Source organism: Paenibacillus radicis (ex Xue et al. 2023) (assembly GCF_024722015.1).
Classification (GTDB): Bacteria; Bacillota; Bacilli; order Paenibacillales; family NBRC-103111; genus Paenibacillus_S.
Window position 1 is genome coordinate 30,458 of record NZ_JANQBD010000032.1, and the last position, 13,036, is coordinate 43,493.

Genomic DNA, 13,036 nt, shown 5'->3' on the forward strand with positions numbered 1-13,036 from the left:
TTAATCTGCAGCAGCGAGGTGGAGAATTGTTTAACAAGAAAGCGCTATCAATAAAAACGAAGCTGGTGCTGCTTATTCTTTTCTTTTTATGTGTTCCGCTGCTTACCTTTGGCACGCTTTGGTATGTAAAGGCTTCGGAGAGCATTGAGCATAACGCAATCGATTACAGTGAGCAGCTAATGGGGCAAATCAATTCTCAGCTGGATGGGTATTTCTCCGACCTGGAGAGAATAACCTACCCGCTGCTGCTGCATCCACAGATTCAATCCTTCATGAAGCTTGGGCCTGAGGACCAGTACGAAAGGTTCCTCATCAGCAAAAAAATATCCGACGAGCTGTTTCCAAACATTACTTTCGGACGCCCTGATATTTATGGTCTATCGATTGTATCCAAGAATGGCATTGCTACCGCAAGCTATAGTGCTACGGCAGCCAAAGCAAGTTATGAACAGTATAAGGATGCGTTGCTGGGTGATCGAAATTACCGGATTGTGGGCATCGAATATATGGATTCAATCCCTGTTTTGACGATTGCCCGCAAGTTTTTGGATACGGTCTCCTATCAATCCAACGGGATGCTGATCGTTTATGCCAGGCTCAATGAAATCATTAAAATTTGCGAGAAGATCAAGCTGGGGGAAAGCGGGTTCGTATGGATTATGGATGCGGATGGACGGATCGTCTACCACCCTCAGAGAGAGAAGTGGGGAGTACCCGCTCAAACACCCAAGCTCAGTGAAATGCTGAAGGCTAGCCAGAGAGGGTACTACGTGGAGAAGGCTCAGAGCGACAATCGGCTTATTATATATGAACGCTCCCAGATGACGGGATGGACTCTGGTTTCCGAAGTATCATTAAAGGAATTGAATGGAAAAATGATTGGCCTGAGGAATGTTACCCTATGGGTCGGCCTCCTGCTGGTAGGACTGGCGTTAATGATAACGGGAGGCTTCTCTTTCTATTTAACACGTTCATTATCCCATCTGCAGCGGCTTATGCGACGTGCGGAAGAAGGAGATCTCAGCGTCAAGGCTCCTGAGAGAAGGAATGATGAATTGGGAGGCTTGAATCGGGGATTCAACCGTATGGTCAGTCAAATTGGCCTGCTTATTGAGGAAGTGCAAACTTCCCATATGAAGGAGCGGGAGATGGAAATACGTCAGCGGGAATCGGCTTTGCAGGTAATGCAATCGCAGATCAATCCTCATTTTCTCTATAATACTTTGGAGATTATTAACTCCTATGCGATTATCGAGGATGTTCAGCCGATTAGCCGGATGGCTACTTCATTGGCTGATATTTTCCGATACAGCGTTGGTAACCCTGGGCAAGCGGTCACGTTAATGGATGAAATCCGGTATATCCGCACCTATCTGGAAATTCAACAGGAGCGCTTCAATGCTCTACAAGTAGAGATTCGTGTGGAGGACGAATTGCTTTCTCAAATACAAGCAGTGCGGCTAATGATTCAGCCGATTGTGGAGAATGCGTTTAAGCACGGCTATCAAGCTCACAAGCAAAAGCCAAGCTACATAGGGATTAGCGGCAAGCTCCAGGATGGGCAATATATGCTGTGCATTGAAGACCGGGGACAAGGAATGGACAGCAAGCTTATGGAACGGTACAATGAAGCCTTTATGATGGACGATAGCAGGGGGCTGCCGCAAAACGGGGATGTTAGCGGAGTCTTTGATACCATTGGTCTATGGAATGTACATCAACGCATCCGAATTAGCTTTGGACCGTCCTATGGGTTATATATCGTCAAGTCCGATGTGACAGGAACCCTTATTGAGATGCGGCTCAAAATGATCAACTGGAGAGAGGGTGAAGAAGATGTACAACGTATTAATAGTTGATGATGAAGTGATGATCAAGCGTAGTCTGACTAAGCTAATTAATGGCAGTTCACATGGATTTCACGTCTTGGGTGAAGCGGAAGATGGGAGTGAGGCGCTTGCTCTATGGGAGCGGCTGAAGCCAGACTTGATTATCACCGATATAAGCATGCCGGTTATGGATGGCCTGGAGCTTATTAAAGAAATCCGCAGCCGGGAACAGGTAACGGAAATTGTCATTTTATCCGGCTATGATGATTTTGGGTACGCGCAGCAGGCAATGCGCCAAGGGATCATGGATTATTTGCTCAAGCCGGTCCGGCAGGAGCAGCTGGAGGATCTGCTCGGCAAAGCGGCAGCGCGTTTGGAGCAGCGAGGGAGAAGCATCAAGGAACGGGGACAGAGGCTCTGGGAATGCAGAGGTATTGCCGCCTTGATTGCCGATGACTTGTGGATGGTTAGAGAGACGGAAGCACTGCGGCACCTGACGGATTATCAGCAGCAGCTGTTGAGTCGCGGATTGACCGTCGCGCAATGCTCCGAGCAACTGGAGGATGCGCTTGTCTTGGCAGAAGCCGAGCTTATTGCCCAGAGCAGCGGTAAATTGCAGGAGCTTTCGAAGCCGCTGCTCACTCCTGCTGCTGTCTCTGCCGAGGAGCTGCTGCTTCGTGCGGGAGAGAGTGTTGCAGCTTACATAGATCAGATTCGTAATATGCGTAATTGGGGACAAAATCAGAGCATTCAGAAGGCGGTTGAATATATTTTAGCTCATTATACGAATGAGCATCTGTCCCTCTCCCATGCTGCGAATGAGGCCGGTATGTCCGACTCTTATTTCAGCAGATGCTTCAAAGATGAGCTTGGACTTAGCTTCATTGATTACGTCATCAAGCTTCGTATGGAGAGAGCCAAGGAACTGCTGGAAGCTGCAGAGAGCAAGACATACGAGGTCGCCTTTACTGTAGGCTACACGGACTATCCGCATTTTTCCAAATCGTTTAAAAAATATTGCGGGTTATCGCCCAACGACTATAAGAAACGGTTAAGCAATAAATAAGACGTGCAGCATTTGCACGTCTTATTTATATTTAGAACTTAGGAGGATCGAATGTGTCAAAAAAGCACAACTTGTTACCTTTAAACACATGGTCGTTCGGAATGACAGCGGTTACAATAAACAGTGTGAAGGGGAGGGAGAGAAATAATGGAGTTAAGAAAGAATAGCACAGCACCGGAACCAGCAGTCTCCATTCCGGTCACAGTCTCGAAGCGAAAGCCGTATTGGTACAAACATTGGCAAATTTATTCGATGGTGCTTCCTGGGCTGATTTATTTTGTTTTATTCAAATATATTCCACTTACCGGCGTAGTTATCGCATTTCAGGATTACAACGTGTTTAATGGAATTTTTGGCAGCAAGCTCGTCGGGCTTAAGCATTTTTACAATCTGTTTACGTATCCCGAATTTCTGAGAGTGCTGAAGAATACGCTGCTGATTAGTATTTATCAAATCGTATTGGGGTTTCCGGCTCCTATCGCTCTGGCTATGCTGATGAATGAAGTTCGCCGGATGTTTTTTAAACGCACGATACAAACCGTTCTCTACCTTCCGCATTTCCTGTCTTGGGTCATTGTTGGAGGGCTTGTCATCAACTTCTTGTCACCAAGCTCAGGGATGGTTAATGACATTCTGAGGTGGATGGGCAAGGAACCGGTATTTTTTATGCAGGAGCCCGGCTATTTCCGTTCGATCGTCGTTATCTCTGCCATATGGAAGGAAGTGGGCTGGGGTACGATCATTTACCTTGCAGCACTAGCGGGCATCAACCCAGAGCTGTATGAAGCTGCTGAAGTCGATGGAGCGGGTAAGCTGAAGCAAGCTTTCAGCATTACACTGCCCTCACTCCTGCCGACTATTATGGTGCTGCTGCTGTTAAGAGTCGGCAACGTGCTTGACCTTGGCTTTGAGCAGATTTATATGCTGCTGAATCCTCTCGTGACGGAGACGGGCGAGATTATAGATACTTACATTTACCGCATTGGTCTCTTGGGCGGGCAGTATAGCTACACAACGGCTATCGGATTATTCAAATCACTTGTCGGTGTCATTCTGGTTGTTGGAGCGAACCAATTAAGCAAGAAAACAACCGGAAATTCGATTTATTGATTACAGAAAGGAGAGCGGTACTTTGATCAAGGAAAATGCTTCACGCCGTGCGTTTATTTATGGCAACTATTTGTTTCTTACCTTTACCGGTTTAGCTATGCTGCTTCCTTTTTTACATATTTTTGCAGGTTCATTGAGCAGTGGAAATGCAATATCTCAAGGCCGGGTTAGTATTTTTCCGGTAGAGTGGACGTTGATTAATTACGAAGCCGTTCTCCAGAACGCGGCCATATGGAAATCCTTTGGTGTGACGATGCTGCTGACAGTGGGCGGAACGGTTTTCAATCTGTTTTTTACCTCACTGATGGCCTATGGATTGTCCAAAAATGAGCTGAAGGGCCGTTCCTTCATTTTGCTGCTGATCGTTTTCACGATGATTTTTCAAGTTCCATTGATTCCCGGTTATTTGCTCATCAAATCCTTAGGGATGCTCAATTCGCTGTGGGCTCTTATTATTCCCGGAACGATAAGCGCTTTCAATTTGATCATTATGATTTCCTTTTTCCGTGAGATACCTGATGGACTTGTTGAGGCTGCTCGTATTGACGGCTGCGATGAGTACCGGACCTGGTGGAGTATCGTGCTCCCGCTGTCGCTTCCATCCTTAAGCACCGTTGGATTGTTCTATGCGGTTGGTCATTGGAACGGCTACTTCAGCGCAATTATGTACATCCGGGATCCCAGCTTGTTTCCTCTTCAGGTAAAGCTTCGCCAGCTACTCGTTGACAGTGATACCGAAGCGCTTATGCAAAGCGTGAACGTGACGCTGCAATCGATGGAAGGCATTAAAATGGCAACGATTATGGTTGCTACTATCCCGATTTTGTTGGTTTACCCGCTGATTCAAAAGCATTTTATAAAAGGTGCGATGCTGGGGTCAGTGAAAGGTTGATATAGAATTCTATTATAATTATAAAGGAGAAGGGTCACATGAGAAAAAAAATGACGATGCTTGCATTATCCGCAGCTTTGGCTGCAGGGACTTTGGCTGGCTGCTCATCAGGCGGCGATACTAAGGGTCAAACTAATCCGCAAGGAAAGACGGACAGCAAGCCGGTTAAGCTGAAGGTAGGAATTGGTACGGAAGGGCTGCAATATATTGAGGGCTCCGCGAATATTAATGAAGACAAGTATACGAAAAAGCTCCGTGAAATTTCTAAAACCGATGTGACCCTGGAGCTAATTCCGCACCGTGAATTTGATCAAAAGCTGACGTTGCTGTTTGCCGGTGGCGAGCTGCCGGACTTGCTGCAAACACATGGCATTAATAAGCCTGAAGTGGCTCCGGCTATCGATACGGGCGTATTAATTCCGCTGAACGAGTTGATTGACAAGTACGGACCCAATTTGAAAAAGAACATCCCGAAGGAATCATGGGATTTCGCCTCCGTCAGCAAAGACGGTAAAATATACGGTATTCCTACAGTAAATGCGACGCCTAACGGCAACGTTATGATGGTCCGTAAGGATTGGCTGGATAAGCTTGGGCTGAAGCCGCCGAAAACGGTAGACGAATATATCGAAATGTTGAAAGCGTTTAAAGACAAGGATCCGAACGGTAACGGAAAGCAAGATGAGATTCCATTCTCCGGACGGGAGAAGCTGGCATTTACCGAGGCATTCTTCGGAGCTTACGATGTCATACCGGCAGACTGGAAGTTTGAGAACGGACAGCTGATTCCGAACCTGATCCGACCGAAGATGAAGGATGCATTGGCGGTTTACCGGACGCTTTATGAACAAAAGCTGCTGGACAATGAAGTATTCGTGCAAAAGCCTAAGGATTGGGATGCGAAAATTAAAGGTCAGGGGATTGTTGGTTTATGGATCCACGGTCCTAGATTAGCGGATAAATGGGCAGCTGAGGTAAGGACAGGGACACCAACGGCTCAATTGGAAATCATTCCGGCGCCTGTTGGACCTGACGGTAAAGGGGGCTTAGGCATCAGCTCCGCCGTTGGCGGCAGCGTATGGGTCATCCCGAAAACAACGAAAAATCCGGAAAATGCTATAAAATTTCTGGATTGGTTTTACTCGGATGAAGCTCAAAAGTTTCTTACCTACGGGATAGAAGGAGACGACTATACGCTAGAGGGCGGAAAGATGAAGTACAAATATCCGGAGAAGCAGGAAGACATCTATAGAGAAGAAATGCATCTGACCTGGCTGCGCATGGTAGGGCCTTCCCACTTGAGTGATGCTGAATTTATGAAAAATCGTCCATCCGGCGATCTTGTAATGAGAGCGATGGATGTGGCTGCCAAGGAAGGCCGCAAAAACGATGGTCTGGGTATGCCGGCGCTGCCGACTGCACAAGCTCGTCCGGAGCTCTCAAGAGACGGCCTCTGGCTGGAGCTGGCTGCAAAAGTCATAACCGGCAAGGAATCACCGGATGCGTTCGATAAGTTTGTCGAGGACTGGAAAAAACGCGGTGGGGATCAAATTATTAAAGAAGCGACCGACTGGTATAAGAGCACACATAAATAAATAGTTGGAGTAGGCATTGCTCTATGCAATGCCTATTTCGTTAAGGAGTGGTGAACATGGAGCATTTGGTTGGAACGCATGATTTGAAGCAGCTCCCATTATGGGGACCGTACACGAAGAAATACATAGGTATTTCCCATATTGCGGACGCTGACAGAGGCTTACGCTTTGATTTGAGCGTATTCCCAGGTTTTTACCGCCGAAAGGTAGACGTACCGAATGTGATGTGGGAGTCGGGCTACCATCCATGGGAAGCGTCACCTGATCTTAGCTGGTTTACGCATAGGCATGAGCTGGAATGGAAGGATCAGGTTTATACGGATATTACCTATGCCGAGATGTCACAGAACGCAAGGCTGGTCCGGTGTGAATTCGTCAACCGGACCGAAGCTGAGCAGAATGTTGTGCTGCATTACATGGCCTCGATGCATTTCCCGCAGGTGCGTGGTCATGGAGAACTGCTGCGGACAGTCCGCCCGGAGCTTCCGGAGGGAGCATTGTGGACAGATGCACTGGACTATGCGGCGTTATCCTACGCAACGCCGCAGCCGAGTGACAATCTGGTATACGACGGCTTTTTTCGCGGCGAAGCACGCGGTCAAGGATTAGTCGGAGGCTCTGCGCTCCGTTTCGGGAGAGAACCGGGGGACCGGGTTTCCTACACGGTTGTGGCTGCCAAGCCGATGGAGCAAGCTGTGCTTCTGCTGCGCTTCCGAATGAAGGAAGGGCAGCATTTAAGTATGCGGCTTGGCGGTGTGATTGATGCTTCCATAGAGCTTACCGGGACAGGTGAGCTGGCTGAAGCGAGTGTAAGCTTAGGAGTGATTGAGGCAGGGCATCATGAGCTTATTTTTACTGCTGGTGAAGGTAGTTACGATGGCAATAATAACGCTGGTGGCAGTAGCAACTACAGCAGGAGTAGTGCTTTCACCGTCTCAGCGGAGTTTGACGGGTTTGTCATTGCAGATCAAAATAGGATTGATCAAGTGCGATTTATACCTGAGTCGGACGAGGCGCATCCACAAATGATCCAGGGGCCAGTTCCGAACAGTCTGCTGCTGAAATATGAGGGAATCGATCACTATTATGGGCTGCTCTGGGTTTATGAGGACTACGAGGTGCGGGAGTTCCATTGTGATGAGCTCGATCGTTTTATGCGTCACAATGTGCATCATCATACTAGTTCTGTATTTAAGGGAGAAGGGCGGGGCCATTTCACCAATGTATATTTGAGACCGATTCCTTTGGCTCCGCGTTCCAGCAAGCTTATACATGGAATGGTTTGCAGCGGAAGCAAGGACGAGGTGGAGCGGCAGCTTTCCTCCAATCTGATTGATCCGAAGCGATGTGAGACGGCTTTCGCATCGTTGAAGGAGCAATCTTTGCAGGCCATGAGGAAGACGTACAATCCGTCCGGCGAGCCGTACCGTTTGAGCCAACAATTGATGGAAGCAACACTCGCTATGAATATTGTCTATCCGGTTTATACAAAGCGCTCTTATATTCGTCACAGTACTCCAGGGCGTTGGTGGGACAGCCTGTACACTTGGGATTCCGGGTTTATCGGGATCGGTCTGGCAGAACTTGACATGGAGCGGGCGGTGGAATGTTTAAATGCTTACGTTACTGAGCCAGGAGATCCGCATGCCGCGTTCATTCACCATGGCAGTATGGTTCCTGTACAGCATTATTTGTTTCTGGAGCTTTGGAATAAGACACAATCCAAAGAGCTGTTGAATTATTTCTATCCAAGGCTTAGGCAGTACTATCTGTTCTATGCAGGCAAGCTTGGGAGCTCAACCACAAGAGTATTATCCTCGGGCCTGCTGAAGACATGGGATTATTTCTATAATTCCGGTGGCTGGGATGACTATGCTCCTCAGGTTGAAGTTCATCGAAGCCGGTTGACGGCTGAAGCGGCTCCAGTGTCAAACACAAGCCATGCCATCCGTATTGCCAAAATTTTAAAAATGGCGGCAGCAGCAATAGGAGGACTTGAAGAGGACGTTGCGGAATATGAGGGAGACATAGCTCTTTTTGGAAAAGCAATCCAGGATTATGCATGGGATGAAGAGAGCGGTTATTTCGGTTATATTATGCACGATACGAAGGGGCAACCGAATGGATTGCTGCGCCATGAGAGCGGGCAAAACTACAATATGGGGCTCGATGGAGCTTATCCGCTCGTAGCGGGTATATGCAATCCCGAACAAGAGCATCGTCTACTTGGATATATATCCGACAGCAGTCGTTTATGGAGCCCTATCGGCTTAACAGCTGTTGATCAGAGCGCTGCTTATTATAAGAAGGACGGCTATTGGAATGGCGCCGTCTGGATGCCGCATCAATGGTTTTACTGGAAAATGCTGCTCAGCCTGGGCTACAGCGAACCGGCACATAGGATCGCCCGCACGGCGCTTGAGCTATGGAAGACGGAGACAGGCGAGACATATAACTGCTATGAGCATTTCATCGTCCAATCCGGAAGAGGAGCAGGGTGGCATCACTTCGGTGGACTTTCCGCCCCGGTGCTGAGCTGGTTTGCCGCCTATCACCGACCAGGGACACTCACCTGCGGCTACGATGTTTGGCTGGAGCACAAGGAGTTTAGCGTGGATAATTCGGAGCTTACCGCCGAAATTCGCTATTTTGGTACAGCCGATAGTACTCATTCGCTTTTGGCTTGCATGAAAGCAGGCGGCAGCTACAAGGTAACTTGGAACGGGAACCCTGTGGATTTCCAATCCGCTGAGGATGGTGTGCTGGATATTCGATTGCCTGGGGAAAGCAGCGGGAGGCTGAGGGTTACTTCGGCTTGAATCGGTCATCCGGTCCTTGTCTGATGAAGTTTTATTTATGATATAATGATGAAGACATATTCAATTGGAGGTGGTCTGATGCTTTGGGTAGAGGTGCAAGAGCGGTTTCCTGATGAGTGGGTAGTGCTGGAAGCGACGAAGGCATATTCAAAAGAAGGACACCGATATATAGAAGAGGTTAATGTTATTAACACGTTTAACGATTCCACAGAAGCTATGCGTCGTTATAGTGAATTACATCGTGAAGAACCTCATCGTGAGTATTGTTTTTTTCATACTTCTAGACCCGAGCTGGTTGCACGTGAACGTTATATAGGAGTACGTGGCCCCAGATGAACATTAATGTGGAGCACGGACTTCCATTTGTAAGCGTTACGGTTATTTATAATGGAAATGAATTATTTCTGAGTAAAGTACTTTTGGATACAGGTTCGGCAGGTACGCTCTTTAATGCTGATCTGGTTCGGGATATTGGGGTAATACCTGAAGGGAATGATGCCGTTGACTCGATCCGAGGGGTTGGCGGGATTGAGTATGTTTATACAAAGAGTCTGGATGCGATTCATTTCGGTAACTTTAGTATAGAGCTTTTTCCAGTACAGATTGGAAGTATGGATTACGGTATCGACATTGATGGAATTATTGGTTTTGATTTTATGGAGGCAGCAGGAATTGTGATTGATACGAAGCTCATGATAGTCAAATCCAATGATTGATAATATCTTCCATGGTTTAATCACGCGTCGGCGAATTGTAGATTTGCCATACAACGGTTCGTTTCCATTCAAAAACCCGCTCTTGGAGCGGGTTTTCCTTTTTTATGCGCTAAGTTGAAGTGCAGCCTCATTTAACAGCAGTAGACAAAAAAATTCTGCTTATGCTTGCACGACATGGTCTATATAATCAGTCTAAGACTACTGGTTACTATCACACTTTTTGATCCACAATAAGCTACTTTATCACCTATAAATAAATTACGGTTGGGTGAATGAGATAAAATTATTGAGGATAAGAACATAATCCGAAAAGATATCAAGCGATGTGAATACATGGTATTATTTATTTGAATCGAAGCGGTTTCTTGGGATAAATGAATCAAATGCAGCTTAAATAAACTTTCGGGGTGATTTTGAATGCGCTTTCCAAAGTTCTTTTTTAAATTAATCCTGTTTAGTTTGTTTCTTAGTATTTTCCCTGTAATCACATTAGGCTTATACTCTTATATTAAACTTACCTCGTCCGTTGAGGATAAAATCTATAAAGCAAACGAACAAATATTGCTGCAAAATCAGATGAGGGTAGAACAGACACTGAAGACGATCGAGCATTCGGTCGTGCAATTCAGCAACTCTCAATTGCTAAACGATAGCTTGGAGCAAAATGTTACTTTCCGTCAATTTGATGTCTTTTTTCAGTTTTATAAAGAACTGAAGAAACTTCAGACGATTGATCTGCCGATTCAAGATATTTATTTGGTTAATTTTGAAAAGGGATGGCTTATTAACAACAACGGGCTGCAAAGTTTGGATGCTGATGAAAAGCGGAAATATGAACAGATCATGATAAATACATCGTGGACTTTGGATACGGACGACTTGAGCGATCGATACACTGGAGGTATTAAATATCTCAAAAAGCTGCCAACCGACTTCGCCGCGCATTATTCATTCCTCATCGTAAAAATTCCATATGCTAATTTAAATAAATTGATAAAAAGTAACAATGAGCTAGGCGACATTATGATTTTGGACAAAAGCTACAGGGTACTGTCGGACAAAAGGAATACGCCGGAGGGAAGCGATCTATCGGACACATTATTGGCTAAGGAATTGACGGCATTTGCCGGAGACTCCGGATATTTGTCGATAAAATCGGAGTCATCGGAGGAAGCGGTCCATTTTCGCAAATCGGACTACAATGGTTGGATTTATATTACGAGAACGCCTGTCCAAACGATTCTGAGCGATTCCAGAGCGATTGGCTGGATTACATTATGGACTTGCGTCGGCATCTTTCTGTTAAATTTGTTCATCTCCTTGTTTATTTCCCGCAGGATGTATACCCCGATTCTAAAACTTTATCAATCAGCGATCCGATCCGCCAGAGGCCCTGAGCCCGAAAACTTGAAGGATGAATTTCAAATTATTACGAACCGGTTCAGCTCGCTACTGCATGGCCAATCTGAATGGATGTTGCGAAACGAAAGACAGCTTCCTCAGCTCAAAGATTTTTTTGTACTTCATTTATTGGACGGCAAAATAAAACACGAGGAAATTCAACATAAGATCGCGTTGTACGGCTTTTCCGGGCCATGGAAACATATGTCGGTCATTGCCACGGAAATTGACGATCTGCATCAAACGCGTTATACGGAAAAGGATTTGGATCTTCTATTGTTTGCCATTCATAACATGGTCGGCGAAATCATTCCGGAAAGCAAGCTTTTTCATTCGATGGTAACCCGGAAGACAGTCGTCGTCCTGCTCGGTGGGGATCACTTGACTGCAGATCATTTTAGACAAGAGCCTTATGTGTTTTCCGAGCTTTTGCAGAGTCAGGTTGCCCAGTTTCTGGATTTAAAAATAAGTGTAGGCATGAGCCGCATATTCGCAAGTTTAATGGATGCTCCGACTGCTTTGGAGGAAGCTCTTGAGGCTTTAAAATACAAATTTCGGGTCGGCGCCGGATCTATTTTGTTTATTGGGGACGTCCAGCCTGAGGATGAGAGCCGGTTTTCGTTCCCGGAAAAATGGGTCAAAGAATTAATCGATGCCGTGAAGCTCGCCGATGAAGCGATGGCCAGGCGATTGCTGACAAGCTGCATCCAAACGATGGCAGAGAAAAATATTACTTATAAACAATATCAAATTTTGCTGGCAGGACTGCTCACTGAATTGATCAAGGAAATTTTGAAAACAGGAGAATATTTCCCCGCGCTGCACGACGGAAAAAAATCGATGTTCGATCAACTGTTTGCTTTGAAAACCGTACCGGACACTGAGCAATGGTTTCTGCATAGCATCATACTGCCAATCGTCCGTATTATGGCCAGGCGCAAATATATACTGAATAAAAAAATATCAGATTTGATCATCGAGATCATTCATGAGGATTATGACAAAGACCTTACGCTAGAATCTTGCGCCGTACGTTTAAATTACCACCCCAATTACATAAAAAGAGTTTTCAGGCAGGACACAGGCAGCAATTTCAGTGAATATTTGTCGCAGTACCGTTTGAAAAAAGCGAAGGAATGGCTGCTTGAAACCGATATGACCATCTCCGAAATTGCGGAAAAATTAAGATTCAGCAACCTGCAAAATTTTAGCCGCTCCTTCCGAAGGATGGTTGGCGTGTCCCCAAGCGAATTTAAAGAACAAAACGAACGAAACTATGGTACCCAAGTTCCCTAATGATATGCCCTTAGCTCCCTAATGATTGATACCATTCACAGCTTAAGCAAGTTCCCTTCGGATTGTAGACGGATAACATCCTTGTTGTATAACCTGTGGGTAAGAGAGCTTCCCGAAGCTTTTCAAACCAGTACACATCGGGGGGATAGCGTATGAAATAGTCGTACGGCGTAAAATCAAGGTTTTAGCAAATGCCTAACTTTCTATTCAGAGTATCACAAAATTTTTGCGGTTTGTAATTAGCAGCTGTGTCCGACAGACAGTCTTGGGAACTCAAAAATTTATTGACTGACCCTCGCTCGAATGTTAATG

General features: G+C 46.1%; 9 protein-coding genes. All 9 read left to right on the forward strand.

From position 1 onward, the window contains the following. Positions 1-26: 26 nt before the first annotated feature. The 9 genes from NV381_RS31940 to NV381_RS31980 all read left to right on the forward strand — a co-directional run bounded on the left by NV381_RS31940 (position 27) and on the right by NV381_RS31980 (position 12,724). Positions 27-1,859 (forward strand): sensor histidine kinase, encoded by a 1,833-nt coding sequence (locus NV381_RS31940; RefSeq protein WP_258217358.1) that lies wholly within the window; start codon positions 27-29, stop codon positions 1,857-1,859. After that, positions 1,837-2,895, forward strand: coding sequence for a response regulator transcription factor (locus NV381_RS31945; protein ID WP_258217359.1), 1,059 nt, complete (start codon positions 1,837-1,839; stop codon positions 2,893-2,895). The genes NV381_RS31940 and NV381_RS31945 overlap by 23 nt, the downstream gene beginning before the upstream one ends. A gap of 147 nt (positions 2,896-3,042) precedes the next feature. Beyond that, on the forward strand, positions 3,043-4,005 hold the full coding sequence (locus tag NV381_RS31950) for an ABC transporter permease (protein WP_258217360.1): 963 nt from the start codon (positions 3,043-3,045) through the stop codon (positions 4,003-4,005). Between the two features lie 22 nt (positions 4,006-4,027). Next, positions 4,028-4,897, forward strand: a complete 870-nt coding sequence (locus NV381_RS31955; protein ID WP_258217361.1) for a carbohydrate ABC transporter permease — start codon at positions 4,028-4,030, stop codon at positions 4,895-4,897. Positions 4,898-4,935: 38 nt separating this feature from the next. Beyond that, complete coding sequence (locus NV381_RS31960; RefSeq protein WP_258217362.1) at positions 4,936-6,492, forward strand: extracellular solute-binding protein; 1,557 nt, start codon at positions 4,936-4,938, stop codon at positions 6,490-6,492. Positions 6,493-6,548: 56 nt separating this feature from the next. Beyond that, complete coding sequence (locus tag NV381_RS31965) at positions 6,549-9,311, forward strand: MGH1-like glycoside hydrolase domain-containing protein (protein ID WP_258217363.1); 2,763 nt, start codon at positions 6,549-6,551, stop codon at positions 9,309-9,311. Positions 9,312-9,389: 78 nt separating this feature from the next. After that, a complete protein-coding gene (locus NV381_RS31970) occupies positions 9,390-9,647 on the forward strand; it encodes a hypothetical protein (protein WP_258217364.1) in 258 nt (85 codons plus the stop codon). Further along, the gene (locus NV381_RS31975) at positions 9,644-10,027 is read left to right on the forward strand and encodes a retropepsin-like aspartic protease (protein WP_258217365.1); all 384 of its coding nucleotides are present in this window, start codon (positions 9,644-9,646) and stop codon (positions 10,025-10,027) included. Before NV381_RS31970 ends, NV381_RS31975 begins: the two co-directional genes overlap by 4 nt. Positions 10,028-10,444: 417 nt before the next feature. After that, positions 10,445-12,724 carry a helix-turn-helix domain-containing protein gene (locus NV381_RS31980; RefSeq protein ID WP_258217366.1) on the forward strand — a complete coding sequence of 760 codons (2,280 nt, stop codon included), beginning with the start codon at positions 10,445-10,447 and terminating at the stop codon, positions 12,722-12,724. Positions 12,725-13,036: the final 312 nt, after the last annotated feature.

Coding starts and splice junctions, on each gene's coding strand:
- NV381_RS31945 (WP_258217359.1), top strand. CDS start 1,837: ATGTACAACGTATTAATAGTTGATGATGAAGTGATGATCAAGCGTAGT.
- NV381_RS31950 (WP_258217360.1), top strand. CDS start 3,043: ATGGAGTTAAGAAAGAATAGCACAGCACCGGAACCAGCAGTCTCCATT.
- NV381_RS31960 (WP_258217362.1), top strand. CDS start 4,936: ATGAGAAAAAAAATGACGATGCTTGCATTATCCGCAGCTTTGGCTGCA.
- NV381_RS31970 (WP_258217364.1), top strand. CDS start 9,390: ATGCTTTGGGTAGAGGTGCAAGAGCGGTTTCCTGATGAGTGGGTAGTG.
- NV381_RS31980 (WP_258217366.1), top strand. CDS start 10,445: ATGCGCTTTCCAAAGTTCTTTTTTAAATTAATCCTGTTTAGTTTGTTT.
- NV381_RS31965 (WP_258217363.1), top strand. CDS start 6,549: ATGGAGCATTTGGTTGGAACGCATGATTTGAAGCAGCTCCCATTATGG.
- NV381_RS31975 (WP_258217365.1), top strand. CDS start 9,644: ATGAACATTAATGTGGAGCACGGACTTCCATTTGTAAGCGTTACGGTT.